Here is an 18,136-nt window from a genome sequence, read left to right on the forward strand (position 1 = left end):
GACGCCCGGTCAGGCCCGGCCCCGACGGGCGTCGAGGCTGAACGGGCCGGCCCCGAAGGCCGCGACCTGAAGCAAGCCGCCCGCCACGGCGAGGTTCTTGAGGAAGTGGAACATCTGGTTCGGGTCCGCCAGGGCCGTGTGGAAGGTCAGGGCGGTGGCCACCGCGAATCCCGCGAGCGCCAGGGCGACGAGCCGGGTCCGGTAGCCGGTAATTAGCAGCAGGCCGCCCAGCACCTCCACCAGGGCGGCGGCCGCGAACGACACCTCCGGCAGCGGCAGGCCGGCGGACCGGATCGTGGCGAGCGTCGCGGCCGGGGCGGCGAGCTTGCCGACCCCGCTCACCAGGAACAGCGCGCTCATCAGGACCCGGCCGGTCACCGGCAGCAGGGCGGTGGCGGAGGCGATCGGGGTGGCCATGGCAATACTCCGGTTCAACGTGGGATGTCTTGCGAGGATCAGGCCGAGCCCGGCTGGGCGAGGCCGCGGACCCAGTCGGCCGCGAGGCTGACATCGGCCTGCGACAGGCCGTGGCTGACCGGCAGGATCCGGTGCGCGACCGCCGCGCCGGCGGCTGTGAGCTGCCGGGCCAGCCGGCCGGCATTCTCGGCCGGGACGATCGGGTCCATCGCCCCGGAGAGCATCAGCACCGGCTTGCCCGCGAGGTCGGCGGCGGGCGGCTCGGCCAGCGGCACCATCGGCCGGATCAGCACCGCGCCCGCCAGCACCTCCGGGTGCAGCATCAGCAGCGCGGCGGCGATGTTGGCGCCGTTCGAGAAGCCGAGGGCCAGCGGCGCGGCCAGGCCGTAGCGCGCCCGCGCCGCCGCCACGAAGGCCGCGAGATCCGCGGTGCGGCGGCGCAGGTCGGCCTCGTCGAACACCCCCTCGGCCAGCCGCCGGAAGAAGCGCGGCATGCCGTTCTCCGACACCGCCCCACGGGGCGACAGCAGGGCGGCGCCCGGGGCCACGATCCGGCCGAGCGGCAGGAGATCGTGCTCGTTGCCGCCGGTCCCGTGCAGGAGCAGCAGCGGCCGCGCCTCGGTGGCGCCGGGCTCGAAGTGATGGATCAGGCCGAGGGCATTGGGCGTGCGGACGTCTTGGGTCATGGCGACCTCGCTGATGAGTATATTTGCACCTCCGCCCCGTTCGTCCGGGGCGGAGATCTGGTTCAGGCGACCTTCGGCAGCACTGCCTCGATCTGGGCCCGGTGCGGCTCCAGCCCGGCGGGCAGCTTCAGGGCGGTGCCGAGGGCATCCATCGGCTCGTCCACGGCGAAGCCGGGGGCGTCGGTGGCGATCTCGAACAGCACGCCGCCGGGCTCGCGGAAGTAGACCGACCGGAAATACTGGCGGTCCCGCTGCTCGGTGACCTGGAGCCCGAGCCCGGCGAGCTTGTCCGCCATCGCGGCCTGCGCGGCATCGTCCGCCGCCCGGAACGCGATGTGGTGGACCGAGCCCGCCCCCTGACGGCCGGGCAGGAAGCCGCCGACCGCCCGGAGGGTCACGAAGCTGCCGAGCGCCGCGCTGCCGGCGAACCGGATCAGGTTGCCCTCGCGGGCCTCCTCGCGCAGGCCCAGCACCTCCGTGAGGATCGCGGCCGTGGCCTCAGCCCTCTCCAGGAGGAGCGTGACCCCGTGCAGACCGCGGATCGCGTGCTCGGCCGGAACCTCGGCCGAGGCCCAGGCGGCCTCCGCCTCGGCGCCGTCGACGCCGACGAGCGCCAGCATCATCCCGTCCGGGTCGCGGAACCGCAGGGTCGGCGCACCGAACACCTGGACCAGCGGCTCATGGGCGACGCCCTTCTCGATCAGCCGGTGGGTCCACCAGCCGATCGCGCCGCGGGGCACCCGGAACGCGGTCTCCTGGGTCTCGCCGATCCCGACCCGGCCGGGGGCCGCATGCGCGATCGGGAAGAAGGTCAGGATCGTGCCGGGCTGCCCGGCCGCGTCGCCGTAATACAGGTGGTAGGTGCCCGGATCGTCGAAGTTGACGGTCTTCTTCACCAGCCGCTGGCCGAGCACGCGGGTGTGGAAGTCGAGGTTGCGGAGGGCCGGGCCGGAAAAGGCCGTGACGTGGTGGAGGCCGGACTGCACCATGACGCTATCTCCCGAGAAGCCGCCCTGCGTTGCGCGGGGCGTTTGCGATGACGGCAATCTGGCCCTTGCGAAGGCGCCTTAAAATAGAAACGATGGAAACCCATCGTTTCCGGAATGCGACTCATGCGGCTCCCCGATTTCGAGGCCTGGGCGGTCTTCGCCAAGGTGGTGGAGGTCGGCTCCTTCGGCCGGGCCGCGGAGGATCTGGGCCTGTCGAAGGGCACCGTCTCGAAGGCGGTCGGCCGGCTGGAGGCGCGGATCGGTGCGCGGCTGTTCAACCGCACCTCGCGCAAGCTCGCCCTGACGGAGGCCGGCCACGCCGCCAAGGCCAGCGCCGCCCGGATCCTGGCGGAGGGCGAGGCTGCGGAGGCGCTGGCCATCGCGGGCGCCGCCGAGCCGCGCGGCCTCGTGCGCCTGGCCGCGCCGATGACCTTCGGGGTGATGCATGTCGCGCCGCTCCTGCCGGATTTCCTGCGGCAGCACCCGGCCGTCTCGGTGGACCTGCACCTGTCCGACGCCGTGGTCGACCTCGTGGGCGGCGGCTTCGATATCGGGCTGCGGATCGCGGCCCTGCCCGATTCCTCCTTGCGCGCCCGGCGGCTCTGCGCGATCCGGCGCTCGCTGGTGGCGACGCCCGCCTATCTCGACCGGCACGGACGGCCCGTGCATCCGGACGACCTCGCCCGCCACGCCTGCCTGGGCTACGCCTACCTGCCGACCCCCGACCGCTGGCGGTTCATCGACGACTCGGGCGCCGAGGCCGTGATCGTGCCGGGCGGGCCGCTGCGCGCGAACAACGCCGAGGCGCTGGCGCCGGCGCTCCGGGCCGGCCTCGGCCTCGCCCTGCAGCCCGATTTCATGATCTGGGACGACCTCGAAGCCGGGCGCCTCGAGCGGGTCCTGCCCGGCTGGTCGCCGCCGCCGATCGCGCTCCACCTCGTGACGCCCCCCGGTGACCCGCGGCCGGCCCGGATCACGGCGCTGATCGGCTATCTCGGGCAGAGGCTCGCCCAGGCACCCTGGGCCGGGACGGCACCGCACCAGCCGAGCCGGATGGCGGCCCGGCCCGGGGCGTGAATGTCGGAATCGTACAAAACTTACCCTGTGGATGATTTTATACAAATATTCTTGACTTGCATGATCGTATCTGGCGTGGTCGATAAAGCTTAGATACCCTTGTGTCCTTGAGGGTTTCGACGTCTGTCAGCGGCCCATCTATGCCCGGTCCCGGCGCCCCTCAGGTTGTGTGTGGGCGCTCTATCCGGGCCGGTGCGCGTCCGACCGACGACGGGACCGTCTCGAAGGCCGGCCCGCCGTTGCGCGTGTTCGCAGCCGCCCGATGAGGCCGGCCATGCGGGCCCCGCGGAGCGCGGTTCGGCCTGTTCCCCGAGCCCGCCCGCGATTCAGGCATTGGCCTTGCGATTGCACGCGCGGCTTCCGGTGCCGGGCGATCCGATCCTGTCCCTGAGGCCCTGATGTCCCCTGCGGCACACCTTCGACCCGCGCCCGACCGGCTCGTCCACAAGACCGTGGCTGCCGCCGTCGCCGAGTCGCTGCGGCAGCGGATCCTGACCGGCGAGTTCCCGGCCGGCACCCAGCTGCGCCAGGACGCGCTGGCGGAGGAGTTCGGGATCAGCCGGATCCCGATCCGGGAGGCCCTGCTGCAGCTCGAGGCCACCGGCCTGATCAAGATCATGCCGCATCGCGGCGCCGTGGTCTCGGGCCTGTCGGTGGAGGAGGTGGAGGACATCTTTACCCTCCGGGTCCAGCTCGAGCCGGAGCTGCTGGCCCTCTCGGCGCGGCGCCTGTCGCAGGCGGATTTCGAGGCGCTGCACGGCCTCACCGAGGATTACAGCGCCGCCCTCGCGGCCGGCGAGATCCTGCGCTGGGGCGAGCTGAACCGGCGTTTCCACCTCGATCTGCTGCAGCACGCCGAGCGCCCGCGCTCGCTGAGCATCGTCGCCGGCCTGCTGCAGGATTGCGACCGCCCGACCCGGCTCCAGCTCTCGGCCTCCGGGGACGTCGCCCGCGCCGACCGGGAGCACCGGGAGATCCTGGGCCTGTGCGAGGCCGGAAAGATCGACGCGGCCGCCGACCTCCTGCGCCGCCATATCGAGAACGCGGCGCAATCGCTGATCGCGATCTACCGGCGCGCGCTCAGCGCGTGAGCCGGCGGGTGCGACCCGCCCCGCGGATATCCCGGCCCCTCACTCCCCCTTGTCGGTCCGCCGCACGAGGCGGCCGGGCAGGCCGGTCAGGTGGTCCTTCATCGCCAGCACCTTCTGGACCTTCGAGCCAAGGGTGAGGAGCTGGACCAGGCGCTCGGTGTCGAGCCGGCGCACGTCGGCGTACCAGCCGGCGAACAGCTCGAACAGGTCGTGCATCTCCCGCAGCCGGGCCTGGGCGTGGCGCTCCGCCTCGGTTCCGGCCTCGACCATCAGCAGCTCGCGCAGCAGGGTCAGGGTCGGGTCGATCTCGCGCTTCTTGCGCTCCTCGACCAGGGTGCGGACGATCTGCCAGATATCCTCCGGGGTGGCGAAATAGTCCCGCCGATCCCCGGGCATGTGCTGGAGCCGCACGAGGTTCCAGGCCTGCAGCTCCTTGAGCCCCATGCTGACATTGGAGCGCGAGACGCCCAGCCGCTCGACGATCTCGTCGGCGTTGAGCGGCCGCTCGGCCACGAATAGCAGGGCGTAGATCTGCCCCACCGTCCGGTTGATGCCCCAGCGCGAGCCCATCTCGCCGAAATGCAGCACGAAGGTCTGGATCAGGGGAGGCAGGTGCACGGCGGCGATCCGTCGAACGGTTTGGGCCCCCGGGAAAGCGGGGGGCGTTGCCGGCTTATCAGCTCTTGAGCCAGAACCGGAGGAGCGTCGCCACGGCGCCGAGGCCAAGGATGCTCCCGGCCCAGATCGCGGCGAACCAGGCGAGCCGTTTCCACAGAGGGAGCGGGGTTGCAGGCGCCATCAGTGATACCCGTGCGCGTCGACTTTGCCGCGGAACACCCAGTAGGAATACGCGGTGTAGATCAGGATGATCGGGATCAGGATCGCGGCGCCGACCAGCATGAAGATCTGGCTCGCCTCGGGGGCGGCGGCCTGCCAGATCGTGATCCGGCCCGGCACCACGTCGGGGAAGATGCTGATCCCGAGCCCGAGGAACGACAGGGCGAACAGGCCGAGCGCGATCAGGAACGGCGCCCGCTCGCCCCCGTCCCGCAGGGTCCGCCACAGGGCGTAGGCGGCGAGCGCCACGAGCAGCGGCACCTGCGCGGAGACCAAGACGTTCGGCATCGCCAGCCACCGCTCGAAGTAGCGCCCCTGCAGGAACGGCGTCGCGGCGCTGACCAGGGCGATCGCCGCTACCGTGGCGAGCGTGAGGCGCTGCGCCAGCCGGCGGGCCTGGAGCTGGAGCAGCCCTTCGGTGCGCATCACCAGCCAGGTCGCCCCGAGCAGCGCGTAGGCGACCACGAGGCTCGCGCCGACCAGCAGGCTGAACGGGGTCAGCCAGCCCCACCAGCCGCCGGCATAGGCCCGGCCCTCGACCGCGATGCCCTGCAGGAGCGCGCCGAGCGCGATCCCCTGGGCGAGCGCCGCCACCACCGAGCCGCCCGTGAAGGCGACGTCCCAGGCCGCCCGGTGACGGGGATCGCGCCAGCGGAACTCGAACGCGACGCCCCGGAAGATCAGCCCGAGCAGCATGGCGATGATCGGCGCGTAGAGCGCCGGCAGGATCACCGCGTAGGCCAGCGGGAAGGCCGCGAACAGGCCGCCGCCGCCCAGAACCAGCCAGGTCTCGTTGCCGTCCCAGACCGGGGCGACCGAGTTCATCGCGGTGTCGCGCTCCGGCCCCAGCCGCAGGGCCGGGAACAGGATGCCGATGCCGAGATCGAAACCGTCCATGACGATGTAGGCGAAGACCGCGAAGGCGATCACGAACGCCCAGATCACGGTGAGATCGACGCTGTAGAGCATGGCTGCCTCACTCGGCCGGCTGGAGGGCGCGGTCGGGATCGACCGACGGGGCGGGGGTGATGCCGGCAGTGCGGATCGGCGCGCCGGGCTCGATCCCGGTCTCGCCGGCATGGGGCGGCTGGGCCATCAGGCGCAGGATGTAGAACACCCCCATGGCAAACACCGAGAAGTAGATCACCACGAAGGCGGTGAGCGAGGCGGCCACCGCCGGGCCGTGGAGCGGCGAAGCCGATTGCGCGGTCCGCAGCAGGCCGTAGACCGTATAGGGCTGGCGCCCGACCTCGGTGGTGATCCAGCCGGCCAGCACCGCCACGAACCCGGCCGGCCCCATGGCGACGGCGAAGCGGTGCAGCGGGCTCCATCGGTAGAGCGCCCCGCGCCAGCGCGCGAGCAGGCTCAGGGTCCCGAGCAGCAGCATCAGCATGCCGAGCCCGACCATGATTCGGAACGACCAGAACACGATCGGCACCGGCGGCCAGTCCGTGCGCGGCAGGCTGTCGAGGCCGGCGAGCGGCGCGTCGAAGCTGTGCTTGAGCACGAGCGAGGACAGCTTCGGGATCTCCACCGCGTAGCGGATCGTGCCGGCTTCCTGGTCGGGCAGGCCGAACAGGACCAGGGGCGCCCCGTCCGGATGGCTCTGGAAGTGGCCCTCCATGGCCATGACCTTGGCGGGCTGGTGCTCGAGGGTGTTGAGCCCGTGGGCGTCGCCCGCGAGGATCTGCACCGGCGCCACCAGGGCGGCCATCCACATCGCCATCGAGAACATCGTCCGCGCCGCCGGGTTGGCCCGGTCGCGCAGCAGGTGCCAGGCGCCGACCGCGCCGACCACGAGCGCCGTGGTCAGGTAGGCCGCCAGCACCATGTGGACGAGGCGGTACGGGAAGGACGGGTTGAACACGATCGCCCACCAGTCCAGCGGCACGAACTGGCCCGCGGCGTTGGTGCCGTAGCCCGTCGGCGTCTGCATCCAGGAATTCACCGACAGGATCCAGAAGGCCGAGAAGAAGGTCCCGAACGCCACCATCAGGGTCGCGGCGAAGTGCAGGCGCGGCCCGACCTTGCTCATCCCGAACAGCATGACGCCGAGGAAGCCGGCCTCCAGGAAGAAGGCCGAGAGCACCTCGTAGGCCATCATCGGGCCGAGGACCGGGCCGGTCTTGTCGGAGAAGACCGACCAGTTGGTGCCGAACTGGTAGGACATCACCAGGCCGGAGACGACGCCCATGGCGAAGGCGATGGCGAAGATCTTCAGCCAGTACTTGAACAGGTCCATGAAGACCTGCCGGCCGGTGGCGAGCCACAGGCCCTCCAGCACGGCGAGGAAGCTGGCCAGCCCGATCGAGAAGGCCGGGAACACGATGTGGAACGCCACCGTGAAGCCGAACTGGATGCGGGCGAGGATCAGGGGGTCGAGGGTGTCGAGCACGACGAATCTCCGGCTCGGGATCTATGCCTTGACGTATATCAATTTCAGAAATTTCTGAAAAGCCGAAAATCGCTGAACCTGTGCCGGGGCTGTCCTGGCCCTGGACGCGCGCGGCCGGACACGGCAGGCTCGGGCCGATTCCCCGAACGGCCGGGACCTTGCAGGCATGGCGCCCGCCCGCTTGCCGCCGCGCCGCGCGGCGCGCCGTTCCCCGAACACCACGAGACCCGTCGCCCATGGCCGAACCCGTTGCCGTTGCCGCCCTCGACGCGCCCGTCGACCTCGCCGCCCTCCTCTCGGAGCGCATCCGCGGCATCGGCACGAGCCAGATCGGCCTGGTGGCGGATCGCGGCCGGGACGATCCCGACGTGGTCAAGCTCTGGATCGGCGAGGGCGACCTGCCGACGCCGCCCTTCATCGTCGAGGCGGCACACCGGGCGATGCAGGCCGGGCATACCCGCTACACCACCTCGCTCGGCCTGCCGGCCCTGCGGGCGGCGCTCGGCGCCTATCACGCCCGGCACTGGGGCGTGGACGTCCCGGCGGATCGGTTCGCCGTCACGGCCGGGGGCATGAACGCGATCATGCAGGCCGCGCAGGCGCTGCTGGAGCCGGGCGACGAGATCATCATCCCCGCCCCGGCCTGGCCGAACCTCGCCGAGGCGGTCCGCATCACCGGCGGCGTGCCGGTGACGGTGCCCTACCGGATCCAGCCCGACGGGCGCTTCACGCTGCCGCTCTCCGACATCGAGGCGGCCCTGACCCCGCGCACCCGGGTGATCATGGTCAACTCGCCCTCGAACCCGACCGGCTGGACCATGCCGCTCGCCGAGATGACGGCGCTGCGCGACCTCGCCCGCGCGCGCGGCCTGTGGATCCTCTCCGACGAGGTCTACGCGCACTTCACCTACGGCAACCAGATCGCCCCGTCCTTCCTGCAGATCTGCACGGAGGACGACCGCCTGATCGTCACCAACACCTTCTCGAAGAACTGGGCGATGACCGGCTGGCGCGCCGGCTGGGTGATCTTCCCCCGGGGCCTGGCGCCGACCTTCGCCAAGCTCGGCCAGTACAGCACCACCTCGATCCCGACCTTCATCCAGCATGCCTGCATCGCGGCCCTCGACGAGGGCGACGGCTTCATCCGCACCATGGTCGACCGCTGCGCCGAGGCCCGGGCGATCCTGGTGGAGGGGCTGGCCCGCCTGCCGGGCGTGACGGTGGCGCCGCCGGACGGCGCCTTCTACCTGATGCCCCGGATCGCCGGCGACGAGCCGAGCCTCGACCTCGCCTACCGCCTGCTGCGCGACGCCAAGGTCGGCGTCGCCCCGGGCACCGCCTTCGGCCCCGCGGGCGAAGGCCTGATCCGCATCTGCTTCGCGATCAGCCCGGAGCTGGCGCGGGAGGCGGTGCGGCGGATGTCGGGGGTGTTGGGGACGGGTTCGTCCGGGCGGGCGAACTGATCCGGGGGCCTGCGGTTTCAGCTTTGGCGCAAGAGTAGGGTCCCCACATTGCCGGATGACGCGCAGGTCCCCTCTCCCGTGCGGGAGAGGGACAGGGTGAGGGATGCGCCCTGTCCGGAAAGACCTGATCCCTCACCCCAACCCTCTCCCGCACGGGAGAGGGAGTCCGTCGCGCCTTCTGGACCCCGATGTGAGCCTCACAGTGAGGGAAAGCCGGGCGTCTGTCAGACCGCCACGCGCCCGATACCCCTCACCGCCCCCAGCGCAGCACCAGCGCATCGTTGCGCCGCGCCAGCTCGATCAGCGCCGCGCGGGTGTCGGGATGGAGCGGCTGGAGCGGCAGGCGGGCGGTCTCGTGGGCGATGATGCCGCCCTCGGCCATCAGCGCCTTGCAGGCCAAGAGCCCGCATTGCCGGTTCTCGTGGTTGATCAGCGGCAGCCAGCGCGCGTAGGCGTCGAGCGCGTCGTTCCGGCGGCCGGCCGCGTAGGCGTCGGTGATCTGGCGGATGCCGTCCGGATAGGCGCCGCCGGTCATCGCCCCGGTGGCACCGGCATCGAGATCGGCCATCAGGGTGATCGCCTCCTCGCCGTCCCAGGGCCCGACAACCGCATCGCCGCCGAGCGCGATCAGCTCGCGCAGCTTGCCCGCCGCCCCGGGGGTCTCGATCTTGAAGTAGGAGACGTTCTCGATCTCCCGGGCCATGCGGGCCAGGAACGCGGCCGAGAGCGGCGTGCCCGCCACCGGCGCGTCCTGGATCATGATCGGGATCGAGATCGCGTCCGAGACGCCGCGGAAGAAATCGTAGATGCCGAGTTCCGGCACCCGGATCGTAGCGCCGTGATAGGGCGGCATGACCATCACCATGGCGGCCCCGGCCTCTTGCGCCCGGCGCGAGCGCTCGGCGCAGACCTGCGTGGCGAAGTGGGTGGTCGTCACGATCACCGGCACCCGGCCGGCGACGTGGTCGAGCACCGCGTGCATCACGGTCTCGCGCTCGGCATCGGTGAGGACGAACTGCTCGGAAAAGTTCGCAAGGATGCAGATGCCGTGGCTGCCGGCCTCGATCATGAAGTCGATCGCCCGGCGCTGCCCGTCGAGATCGAGGGCGCCCGAGGCGTCGAACACCGTGGGGGCGACCGGGAAGACGCCCCGGTAGGGCTGGGCGGGCGAGCTCATGCGCGATCCTCCGCCGGGGCGGGCCGCGCGCCCCGGCTCACAGGAAGAGACCGGTCCGGGCCGCTCCGGGGCCGCGCGGCCACCCCGGAGCGGCGACACGCCGGCACTGTGCCGAAGGATCATCCGAGATCAACGCCCGTCCCGGCGCGGGCTCGACAAAAGCCGCGATGTGTTTGCGCGGCGCCGGCCCGGGTGCCGCAAGCCTTACGCCGACAGGATCAGCCGGATGAGCTTGCTCACCACGGAGCCGACACTCACGAACCCGTACGCGACATCGACCCGGATCGTCGCCGTGTCGCCGCCGTCCAGGGTGATGACTTCCCGGGTCGTCTGGATCTCCAGGCGTCCCGACAGGATATGGAAGATCTCGCGGGTTCCGGCCTTGTGGGCGGCGAAGCGGCTCGCCGTGGCGCCGGCCCGCCGCAACCTCGGAAAATTTTCTCCCCCATCCACAGCTTGAGGGCCCGATCGACGCTCGGTCCCCGCTCCGCCATCCCGGGGCCGCGCGACGGGGCCGGGGGGCGGAAAGGCTGGCCCGCTCAGAGCCTTGCGGCGCCGGCGGCCCGTGTTCGGGCACGTCCGGGCCTGAAACCGCGCGGGCCGGAGCGGAGAACGGATCGGCCCGAAATCCGGCGCCTCCGGAAAGACCCTGCTCCCGGGCGAAACCCCACTCCGGCGCGGCGTAGGCGCCGCCGGGGCCGCTTGGTATAGGAGTTCAGGCCTGACGCCGGCGGTGACGGGCCGGCCCCGAAGCACCCGATCATCCAGCCCTGGAGTTCCCCGTGATGCGTCTTGTCTCCGCCGCCCGCGTGGCCGTCTTCGCCGCCGCGGCGCTTCTCATGGGCGCGTCCGCGCGGGCCGACGACCTCGACGCGATCCGGGCCGCCAAGACCCTGCGGATCGGCACCGAGGGGACCTACGCGCCGTTCAGCTTCCACGACGCCTCCGGGGCGCTGGCCGGGTTCGACGTGGAGATCGGCCGCAAGGTGGCCGAGAAGCTGGGCGTCACGCCCCAGTTCGTCGAGGGCAAGTGGGACGGCCTGATCGCCGGGCTCGATGCCAAGCGCTACGACGTGGTGATCAACCAGGTCAGCATCACCAAGGAGCGCCAGGCGAAGTTCGACTTCTCCGAGCCCTATATCCGCTCCCGGGCCGTGCTGATCACCCGGGCCGACAACGGCACGATCAAGTCCTTCGCCGACCTGAAGGGCAAGAAGTCCGCGCAGAGCCTGAGCAGCAACTTCGCCCGGCTGGCCACCGAGGCCGGGGCCGAGCCGGTCGGCACCGACGGGTTCGACCAGTCGATCCAGCTGGTCGTCACCGGCCGCGCCGACGCCACCGTCAACGACAACCTGTCCTTCCTCGACTTCCACAAGAAGCAGCCGAACGCCCCCGTGAAGATCGTCGCCCAGAAGGACGACGCCGACGCCTCCGGCATCCTCCTGCGCAAGAACAACCCCGCCCTGAAGGCGGCGATCGACAAGGCGCTCGCCGAGATCAAGGCCGACGGCAGCTACGCGGCGATCGCGCAGACGTATTTCGGGGCGGACGTTTCGCGGTAGATAGCCGCCCTCCCCCTTCCGGTCCGCGCAGGCCGCGACGCACCCCCTCTCCCGTGCGGGAGAGGGTTGGGGTGAAAGACCCAGTTTCTCCGGAGAGGTCGCATCCCTCACCCTGTCCCTCTCCCGCACGGGAGAGGGGACCCGCGCCTCGTCCGGAAAGGTGTGAGCCCGTCAGCCCCCGCCGGGCGGGTTCGGTCACCGAACCGCATTCCCCTCAAGGCGCGGGTGATCCGAAACCAACCCGAAAAATCCCCCGCGCGATCCGCGGCGCAAAGCCGTATAGACCGTCGCCCGATCCCGCAGGAAACACCGACCCGTGCCGCACTGGCCCGACCTCATGCTCCAGTCGCTCGGGCCGCTGCTCGCAGCCTGTCTCCGGTTCACCGTGCCGCTGACGCTGATCGCCTTCGCGCTCGGGCTGAGCCTGGCGCTGGTGATCGCCCTCGCGCGCCTGTTCGGGCCCCGGCCGCTGGCGGCGCTCGCCTGGACCTATGTCTGGATCTTCCGGGGCACGCCGCTCCTCGTGCAGCTGTTCGTGATCTTCTACGGCCTGCCGAGCGTCGGCATCCTGATCGACGCGTTTCCGGCCGCGGTGATCGGCTTCACCCTCAATATCGGCGCCTACGCGTCCGAGATCGTGCGCGCCGCCATCGCGTCGATCCCGAAGGGGCAGTGGGAGGCCGCCTACGCCACCGGCATGACCCCGGCCCAGGCGATGCGGCGCACGATCCTGCCCCAGGCGGCCCGAGTGGCGGTGCCGTCCCTGTCCAACACCTTCATCGCCCTGGTGAAGGACACCTCGCTCGCCGCCGCGATCACGGTGCCGGAGATGTTCCAGGCGGCCCAGCGCATCGTCGCGGTCACCTACGAGCCGCTGATCCTCTACGTCGAGGCGGCGCTCATCTACCTCGTGCTCTGCTCAGCCCTGTCCTGGCTCCAGAGCGGGCTGGAGCGGCGCCTCGGGCGTTACGGCGGCTACCTGGAGGCCCGGGCATGATCGCCCTCCAGAAAATCGAAAAACGCTTCGGCGACAACCCGATCCTGCGCGGCGTCGACCTCACGGTGCCGGAGGGCAAGGTCACGGCGCTGATCGGCCCGTCGGGCTCGGGCAAGTCGACGCTGCTGCGCTGCGTGAACCTGCTGGAGATCCCGCAGGCCGGCACGCTGGTGCTCGGCGACCAGCGGCTCGATTTCCGGCCCGGCGCGCCGCCGGCCCGGCGGGACGTGCTCGCGGCGCGCCGCCAGACCGGCATGGTGTTCCAGAACTTCCAGCTGTTTCCCCACCGCACGGTGATCGAGAACATCACCGAGGGTCTGATCACCGTGGGCAAATGGCCCAAGGAGGCGGCCCGGGTCCGGGCGCTGGAGCTGCTCGACCGGGTCGGCCTCGCCCAGAAGGCCGAGGCCTGGCCGGCGAGCCTCTCCGGTGGCCAGCAGCAGCGCGTGGCGATCGCCCGGGCGCTGGCCCCCTCCCCGCGCCTGCTGCTCTGCGACGAGCCGACCTCGGCGCTCGATCCCGAGCTCGCCGCCGAGGTGGTGGACGTGCTGGCCGGCCTCGCCCGGGAGGGCATGACCATGCTGATGGCGACCCACGACCTGCGCCTCGCCCGCCGGGTCGCCGACGCGGTGGTGTTCCTCGACGGCGGCACCGTCGTGGAGCAGGGACCGCCGGCCGAGCTGTTCGCCCGGCCCGCCGATCCCCGCACCCGCCGCTTCGTCCAGACGCTGCTCGGCGAGGTCGGCGCCTGAGGCTCAGCCGGAGAGGCAGCGCAGGCTCAACAGGTCGTCGAGGGTGAGCGCGGTGCCGAAGACCAGGGGCCGCCAGGCCGGCATCGTCGCCAGGACCAAGGCCGCCCCGAGGACGAGCCAGGGGACGAATGCCGGCAGGGCGGCGCGCTGAAGCCTCACGCCGCCCGCTCCCGGCGGCCGGCCCGGACCAGCAGCCAGCCCACGATCAGCATGGCGAGACCCCAGAGCAGGAAGCCGGAATCCCAGAACACCCACTGGTCCCGGGGCATCGTCTCGTTGACGTGGTGCACCCCGAGGATCTGGTGGTCGATCACGCCCTCGACGGTGTTGAACAGACCCCAGCCCATGAGCAGCGAGCCGGCCAGCAGCTTGTTCGACCAGGACAGGTGCCCGCGATGCGCCGCGCGCCAGAGGATGAACAGCCCGAGCACCACGAACACGTAGGTGGCGCTGTGGAAGATCCCGTCCCAGCGGGTGTTCAGCTCGAGATTGGGAATGGAATCGACCGGGTACCAGCTGCTCAGCATGTGATGCCATTGCAGGACCTGGTGCAGCACGATCCCGTCGAAGAACCCGCCGAGCCCCAGACCGAACAGGATGCCGGCGCTCAGCGGGAACGCGCGGGTCTCGGATACGGCCGTTCTCATGGTGATCTCCCGGCGCGGGGATTGGACAACGGCCCCTGTTTCATAACCCGTCATTGCGAGCGCAGCGAAGCAAGCCAGTGCGGCGCGCGTTCTCCAACCGTAGCGTATCCCTCGGTTGCTTCGCTGCGCGCGCAATGACGGCGCGGTTCATCACGCGGTCTTGGATGCGACTTGGGTCACGCGCGCCGCGTCGTCGACCGTGGAGACCAGCCGCAGATAAACCCCGAGGCCGGCCAGAAACACCGCCAGCCCGAGCCAGGTCGCCGTCGAGGCAAAGCCCGGCCCGGCGATGGCAAGCGCTCCGCTATGCCCGGCCATCAGGTCGGCGGCCGCCAGCAGCACGCCGACGCAGCTCTCGCCGACCAGGAAGCCCGAGGCCAGGAGCACGCCGCGGCGGCGGGCGGCGCCCAGCACCGCTTCTCGCCGGGGCCCCTGGACCCGGCCGCGCAGCCGGCGCTCGGCGATCCAGCCGAGGATGCCGCCGATCGCGATGGTCATCTCGACGGAGAGCGGCAGGTACATGCCGATCCCGACCGTGAGCGCCGGGAAGGTGAGGTTGCGCCGCCGCAGCCAGGCCTCCACGGCCACCAGCACCACGCCGAGCCCGGCGCCGATCAGCACCATCGTCCAGGGCAGCGCGCCCTCGGTGATGCCCTTGGCGATCTGGGTCATCAGGGCGGCCTGGGGCGCCGCCATGGCGCTTGCCGGATCGAGCCCCTCGCGCGAAGGCGCGCCGATGAAGCCGTAGGCCTGGTAGAGCAGCTCGAGCAGCGGCGCGATCACCAGCGAGCCGACCGAGACCCCGATGATCAGCGCGACCTGCTGGTGCCAGGGGGTGGCGCCGACCACCTGCCCGGTCTTGAGATCCTGCAGATTGTCGTTGGCGATCGACGCGGTGGTGACGATGACCGCGGTGAGCAGCAGCGCCATGGCGGTGACGAACCGGTCGCCGTCCGGCCCGCCGACCTGGCCGAGGAACAGCGGCAGGAGCAGCGCGGTCGCCATGGTGGTGAGGATCCCGATCCCCGAGATCGGGCTCGACGAGGAGCCGAGCAGCCCCGCGAGGTAGCCGCAGGCGGCGGCCATCAGGAAGCCGAACAGGACCGTGAACAGGGTCGCGGCGAGCGCCAGGGCGATCATGGTCCCGCCGAGCCCGGCCGGCCCGGCGAACGCGCCGAACAGGAGCGCCAGCGGCACGCACAGGGCGAGCGCCCCGGCCCCGACCCAGGCGATCGGCAGGTCACGCTCCTCGCGCGGGTGGTCGGAGCCCAGGCTGCTGCCGGTGGTCGACAGGGCGGTGCGGATGCTGGCCGCGATCGGCCGGGCGAGCGAGGCCACCGTCCAGAGGCCGCCCACCGCGATGATGCCGGCCCCCATCAGCCGCACCTGCTCGGACCAGACCGCCTCGGCCGCCTGCCCGGCGGTCTTGCCCGCATCGGGCGCGAGCGCGGTCAGGATCGGCACCGCGATTCCCCAGGCGATCACGACGCCGGTGAGCAGGGCGAGGCACGCCCCGATCCCGACCAGGTAGCCGACGCCGACCAGCGCCAGGGAGAACCCGGTGCCGGTGCGGAAGGCGGCGCCGCCGAGGCTGATCGCGCCGGAGAGCCCGTCGCCCAGCAGCTTCAGCCCGGTCGTGGCGAGCCCGATCGTGCCGGCGATTCCCGCCGCCGCCAGCAGGTCGCGCAGGCCGTGGCCGCCGGCATCCTCCTGGCCGGTCTTCAGGACCTCGGCGGCGGCGACGCCCTCCGGGTACGGCAGGTCGCTGCCGGAGACGAGCGCCCGGCGCAGGGGGATCGAGAACGCCACGCCGAGCAGGCCGCCCAGCGCGCAGACCGCCGTCGTCTGCCAGAACGGGAAGCCGCTCCAATGCCCGATCAGCACGAGGCCGGGCAGCGCCAGCACGACGTTGCACAGGGTGCCGGCGGCCGAGGCCTGGGTCTGGACGATGTTGTTCTCGAGGATGCCGGCCCCGCCCATCAGCCGGAACGCGCCCATCGAGATCATGGCGGCCGGGATCGACGACGAGAACGTCATCCCGGTCTTCAGGCCCATGTAGAGGTTGGCGGCCATGAAGATGACCGTGATCGCCGCCCCGAGCACGATGCCGCGCAGGGTCAGTTCCGCGTGGTGGCCCAGGGCCGCCGGCGTCGTCGTGTTGCGGACGTCCATCGTGCACTCGTGATGTCGTCTCGCAAACCACCCGGATCCGGAAACCTATCCCGCCTGCGGCGTTGCGACGGGTTCACGGTGCGGGGGCCGGGACTCGGACCCGGGCCGGGACGACGATCGAGCGGTGCGCTCACGAATGCGCGTCAAATGCGGGCCGCCCGGATCGGCGGCGCCATAACCTCCTTCGCAGGACCAAAATCTGTAGTCGGCCCGGCTCGCTCGGCGAATGCCGCGGCCGGGTCAGGCTCTTCCCGATGCGCTCAGGATCGGGGCGGCTTCAGCGCGACACGGCCGGGCTGGTCCGGCTCGCCGGCTCGGCTCGCCGGGCCCGGACCACGAGCAGGCCGGCGAGGGCCGTCAGGACCAGGGCGCCCTGGATTCCCAGCGCCTCCCAGCTCCCGTTGAAGCCGATATCCGCCACGAAGCCCGGCACGCCGTCATCGTGCACGGCGACCAGCCCCTGCTCCTGCAATTCCTGGATCGCGGCCCCGACGAGCTTCAGCCCCATCACGAACAGGAACGCCGAGGTCAGCACGAAGATCGGCCGCAGCGGCAGGCGCAGCGCGAGCCATTGCATCGCCGCGTACAGGGCGATCAGCGCGAGCGCCGCCGCGCCGAGCCCGCCGAACAGCGACCCGTCCCAGCCGCCGGCGGTCCGGGCGAGCGCGTGCAGGAACAGCACCGTCTCCGCCCCCTCGCGGAACACGGCCAGGAAGGCGATGCCGGCCAGGGACAGCACGGTCCCGGCCCCGAGCGCCTGCCCGGCCAGGCGGTTGAGGTCCGCCTGCCAGGCCTTCGGATCCTGCCGCAGGAACAGCCAGCCGCTCATGTAGAACATCAGGGCGGCGGCCAGCAGCATGACGCCGGCCTCGATCAGGTCGTTGTGGTTGCCGTCGTAATAGGTCTCGAACACCCAGGCCATGCCGAGACTGGCCAGCACCGCGGCCCCGGCGCCGAGATAGATCGGGGCGATCCGGTGACCGGCATCGGCCCGCCGCATGAAGGCTGCGAGCGCGGCGACCACCAGCAAAGCTTCGAGCCCCTCCCTGAACAGGATCGTGAAGGCCTGGACGAACGTCGATCCATTATCCATGAGAGACCTCTGCTGTGCTTACGGATCATACGAAGCGCGCGCCGAACTTCTAGCGCTATGTTTTTCATTGCTTCTAAGAAGCATCGGGACGCGGCACCGCCGCTCTCGTCGTGACCGCTGCCTGCGGGACCGGATATCGACCGTCGCGGCGGCGAGGTCGAGGGCGGCACCTGCCTGCGGCGACCGCCCTCCTCCCGGGCGGCCCGCGCGGTGGAGCCGACCGGCGCCCGGTTTGTGAGCGTCCCCGAGCGCGTGTTACGCCTTGCGGAACGGCCGGTTCCACAACCATCGGCTGTGCGAGACGCGACGGATACGCCTCAATGGACGACCCGACCGACGCATCACCGGGCTCCACGCCGGCTTCCGGCACAGGGAGCGCGACGTGATCTCGATCTCGGGCCTGCCGGCCTTCCTGCTCTACGTCGTGACGGCCGGGGGCCTGATCGGCCTCTATCTGCTCGTCTATACCCTCGCCACCGCCCACAACGAGCTCGCGCTGATCCGCCGGGACGTGGCGGCGGCGGCGGTGGCCCTCGGCTTCAGCCTGGTCGGCTTCGCGCTGCCGCTCGCGGTGGCGATCTACAACGCCCAATCGATCCTCGATTGCATCGTCTGGGGCCTCGTCGCCCTCGTCGTGCAGATCCTGATCTACTGGCTCGTGCGCCTCGCGGTGCCCGATCTCTCCCGGCGCATCGAGGACGGGCGGATGGCCGCCGCCGTGCTCCTGGGCGCGGCCTCCTTCGCGGGCGGCCTCGTCAACGCCGCCTCGATGACCGCCTGA

20 protein-coding genes are annotated in these 18,136 nt (G+C 71.3%); 7 read left to right on the top strand and 13 right to left on the bottom strand.

Annotation, left to right across the window (positions count from 1 at the left end):
* Positions 1–9: 9 nt before the first annotated feature.
* From BMZ47_RS08135 to BMZ47_RS08145, 3 genes are all read right to left on the bottom strand, one after another.
* On the bottom strand, positions 10–417 hold the full coding sequence (locus tag BMZ47_RS08135; protein WP_091860613.1) for a DoxX family protein: 408 nt from the start codon (positions 415–417) through the stop codon (positions 10–12).
* 38 nt (positions 418–455) lie between these two features.
* Positions 456–1,103, bottom strand: a complete 648-nt coding sequence (locus BMZ47_RS08140; RefSeq protein WP_091860616.1) for an alpha/beta hydrolase — start codon at positions 1,101–1,103, stop codon at positions 456–458.
* Between the two features lie 62 nt (positions 1,104–1,165).
* A complete protein-coding gene (locus BMZ47_RS08145) occupies positions 1,166–2,092 on the bottom strand; it encodes a ring-cleaving dioxygenase (RefSeq protein WP_091860619.1) in 927 nt (308 codons plus the stop codon).
* Positions 2,093–2,215: 123 nt separating this feature from the next.
* Here BMZ47_RS08145 and BMZ47_RS08150 point away from each other — a divergent pair, with 123 nt between their 5' ends.
* Positions 2,216–3,169, top strand: a complete 954-nt coding sequence (locus BMZ47_RS08150; protein ID WP_091860622.1) for a LysR family transcriptional regulator — start codon at positions 2,216–2,218, stop codon at positions 3,167–3,169.
* Positions 3,170–3,567: 398 nt separating this feature from the next.
* Positions 3,568–4,260 carry a GntR family transcriptional regulator gene (locus BMZ47_RS08155; protein ID WP_091860625.1) on the top strand — a complete coding sequence of 231 codons (693 nt, stop codon included), beginning with the start codon at positions 3,568–3,570 and terminating at the stop codon, positions 4,258–4,260.
* 39 nt (positions 4,261–4,299) lie between these two features.
* Here BMZ47_RS08155 and BMZ47_RS08160 read toward each other — a convergent pair whose 3' ends face one another.
* The 4 genes from BMZ47_RS08160 to BMZ47_RS08175 are packed head-to-tail and all read right to left on the bottom strand — an operon-like array spanning position 4,300 to position 7,492.
* A complete protein-coding gene (locus BMZ47_RS08160) occupies positions 4,300–4,878 on the bottom strand; it encodes a GbsR/MarR family transcriptional regulator (protein WP_007569136.1) in 579 nt (192 codons plus the stop codon).
* Between the two features lie 58 nt (positions 4,879–4,936).
* Complete coding sequence (locus BMZ47_RS08165) at positions 4,937–5,059, bottom strand: DUF2474 family protein (protein ID WP_007569138.1); 123 nt, start codon at positions 5,057–5,059, stop codon at positions 4,937–4,939.
* Positions 5,059–6,066 carry a cytochrome d ubiquinol oxidase subunit II gene (gene cydB / locus BMZ47_RS08170; RefSeq protein WP_091860629.1) on the bottom strand — a complete coding sequence of 336 codons (1,008 nt, stop codon included), beginning with the start codon at positions 6,064–6,066 and terminating at the stop codon, positions 5,059–5,061. Before cydB ends, BMZ47_RS08165 begins: the two co-directional genes overlap by 1 nt.
* A gap of 7 nt (positions 6,067–6,073) precedes the next feature.
* The gene (locus BMZ47_RS08175) at positions 6,074–7,492 is read right to left on the bottom strand and encodes a cytochrome ubiquinol oxidase subunit I (RefSeq protein WP_091860632.1); all 1,419 of its coding nucleotides are present in this window, start codon (positions 7,490–7,492) and stop codon (positions 6,074–6,076) included.
* 236 nt (positions 7,493–7,728) lie between these two features.
* Here BMZ47_RS08175 and BMZ47_RS08180 point away from each other — a divergent pair, with 236 nt between their 5' ends.
* A complete protein-coding gene (locus tag BMZ47_RS08180) occupies positions 7,729–8,955 on the top strand; it encodes a pyridoxal phosphate-dependent aminotransferase (RefSeq protein ID WP_091860634.1) in 1,227 nt (408 codons plus the stop codon).
* A gap of 250 nt (positions 8,956–9,205) precedes the next feature.
* Here BMZ47_RS08180 and BMZ47_RS08185 read toward each other — a convergent pair whose 3' ends face one another.
* Together BMZ47_RS08185 and BMZ47_RS08190 are read right to left on the bottom strand one after the other, a co-directional pair.
* Entirely contained in the window at positions 9,206–10,132 is a 927-nt protein-coding gene (locus tag BMZ47_RS08185) for a dihydrodipicolinate synthase family protein (RefSeq protein WP_091860637.1), read from the bottom strand.
* Between the two features lie 204 nt (positions 10,133–10,336).
* Positions 10,337–10,558 (bottom strand): cupin domain-containing protein, encoded by a 222-nt coding sequence (locus BMZ47_RS08190; RefSeq protein ID WP_091860639.1) that lies wholly within the window; start codon positions 10,556–10,558, stop codon positions 10,337–10,339.
* A gap of 359 nt (positions 10,559–10,917) precedes the next feature.
* On the opposite strand from BMZ47_RS08190, the gene BMZ47_RS08195 reads away from it, so the two are divergent.
* From BMZ47_RS08195 to BMZ47_RS08210, 3 genes are all read left to right on the top strand, one after another.
* Positions 10,918–11,694 carry an amino acid ABC transporter substrate-binding protein gene (locus tag BMZ47_RS08195; protein WP_007569151.1) on the top strand — a complete coding sequence of 259 codons (777 nt, stop codon included), beginning with the start codon at positions 10,918–10,920 and terminating at the stop codon, positions 11,692–11,694.
* 316 nt (positions 11,695–12,010) lie between these two features.
* On the top strand, positions 12,011–12,691 hold the full coding sequence (locus BMZ47_RS08205; RefSeq protein ID WP_050733667.1) for an amino acid ABC transporter permease: 681 nt from the start codon (positions 12,011–12,013) through the stop codon (positions 12,689–12,691).
* Entirely contained in the window at positions 12,688–13,443 is a 756-nt protein-coding gene (locus BMZ47_RS08210; protein WP_091860645.1) for an amino acid ABC transporter ATP-binding protein, read from the top strand. The genes BMZ47_RS08205 and BMZ47_RS08210 overlap by 4 nt, the downstream gene beginning before the upstream one ends.
* A 3-nt stretch (positions 13,444–13,446) precedes the next feature.
* Here BMZ47_RS08210 and BMZ47_RS28455 read toward each other — a convergent pair whose 3' ends face one another.
* The 4 genes from BMZ47_RS28455 to BMZ47_RS08225 all read right to left on the bottom strand — a co-directional run bounded on the left by BMZ47_RS28455 (position 13,447) and on the right by BMZ47_RS08225 (position 17,355).
* The gene (locus tag BMZ47_RS28455) at positions 13,447–13,602 is read right to left on the bottom strand and encodes a hypothetical protein (RefSeq protein WP_007564628.1); all 156 of its coding nucleotides are present in this window, start codon (positions 13,600–13,602) and stop codon (positions 13,447–13,449) included.
* On the bottom strand, positions 13,599–14,090 hold the full coding sequence (locus BMZ47_RS08215; RefSeq protein WP_007564627.1) for a DUF2243 domain-containing protein: 492 nt from the start codon (positions 14,088–14,090) through the stop codon (positions 13,599–13,601). Before BMZ47_RS08215 ends, BMZ47_RS28455 begins: the two co-directional genes overlap by 4 nt.
* Before the next feature lie 150 nt (positions 14,091–14,240).
* A complete protein-coding gene (locus BMZ47_RS08220; protein WP_091860648.1) occupies positions 14,241–16,262 on the bottom strand; it encodes an OPT family oligopeptide transporter in 2,022 nt (673 codons plus the stop codon).
* Between the two features lie 277 nt (positions 16,263–16,539).
* Positions 16,540–17,355: an FTR1 family iron permease gene (locus BMZ47_RS08225; protein ID WP_091860651.1), complete on the bottom strand. Its 816-nt coding sequence runs from the start codon at positions 17,353–17,355 to the stop codon at positions 16,540–16,542.
* Between the two features lie 382 nt (positions 17,356–17,737).
* Here BMZ47_RS08225 and BMZ47_RS08230 point away from each other — a divergent pair, with 382 nt between their 5' ends.
* Positions 17,738–18,136, top strand: a complete 399-nt coding sequence (locus tag BMZ47_RS08230) for a DUF350 domain-containing protein (protein ID WP_007564624.1) — start codon at positions 17,738–17,740, stop codon at positions 18,134–18,136.

The sequence above is a fragment of the Methylobacterium brachiatum genome, assembly GCF_900113845.1.
Classification (GTDB): domain Bacteria; phylum Pseudomonadota; class Alphaproteobacteria; order Rhizobiales; family Beijerinckiaceae; genus Methylobacterium; species Methylobacterium brachiatum.

Bases quoted from the DNA above. Each gene is read 5' to 3' on its own strand.
- BMZ47_RS08135 (WP_091860613.1), bottom strand. From the start codon at position 417: ATGGCCACCCCGATCGCCTCCGCCACCGCCCTGCTGCCGGTGACCGGC.
- BMZ47_RS08140 (WP_091860616.1), bottom strand. From the start codon at position 1,103: ATGACCCAAGACGTCCGCACGCCCAATGCCCTCGGCCTGATCCATCAC.
- BMZ47_RS08145 (WP_091860619.1), bottom strand. From the start codon at position 2,092: ATGGTGCAGTCCGGCCTCCACCACGTCACGGCCTTTTCCGGCCCGGCC.
- BMZ47_RS08150 (WP_091860622.1), top strand. From the start codon at position 2,216: ATGCGGCTCCCCGATTTCGAGGCCTGGGCGGTCTTCGCCAAGGTGGTG.
- BMZ47_RS08155 (WP_091860625.1), top strand. From the start codon at position 3,568: ATGTCCCCTGCGGCACACCTTCGACCCGCGCCCGACCGGCTCGTCCAC.
- BMZ47_RS08165 (WP_007569138.1), bottom strand. From the start codon at position 5,059: ATGGCGCCTGCAACCCCGCTCCCTCTGTGGAAACGGCTCGCCTGGTTC.
- cydB (WP_091860629.1), bottom strand. From the start codon at position 6,066: ATGCTCTACAGCGTCGATCTCACCGTGATCTGGGCGTTCGTGATCGCC.
- BMZ47_RS08180 (WP_091860634.1), top strand. From the start codon at position 7,729: ATGGCCGAACCCGTTGCCGTTGCCGCCCTCGACGCGCCCGTCGACCTC.
- BMZ47_RS08185 (WP_091860637.1), bottom strand. From the start codon at position 10,132: ATGAGCTCGCCCGCCCAGCCCTACCGGGGCGTCTTCCCGGTCGCCCCC.
- BMZ47_RS08195 (WP_007569151.1), top strand. From the start codon at position 10,918: ATGCGTCTTGTCTCCGCCGCCCGCGTGGCCGTCTTCGCCGCCGCGGCG.
- BMZ47_RS08210 (WP_091860645.1), top strand. From the start codon at position 12,688: ATGATCGCCCTCCAGAAAATCGAAAAACGCTTCGGCGACAACCCGATC.
- BMZ47_RS08215 (WP_007564627.1), bottom strand. From the start codon at position 14,090: ATGAGAACGGCCGTATCCGAGACCCGCGCGTTCCCGCTGAGCGCCGGC.
- BMZ47_RS08220 (WP_091860648.1), bottom strand. From the start codon at position 16,262: ATGGACGTCCGCAACACGACGACGCCGGCGGCCCTGGGCCACCACGCG.
- BMZ47_RS08225 (WP_091860651.1), bottom strand. From the start codon at position 17,355: ATGGATAATGGATCGACGTTCGTCCAGGCCTTCACGATCCTGTTCAGG.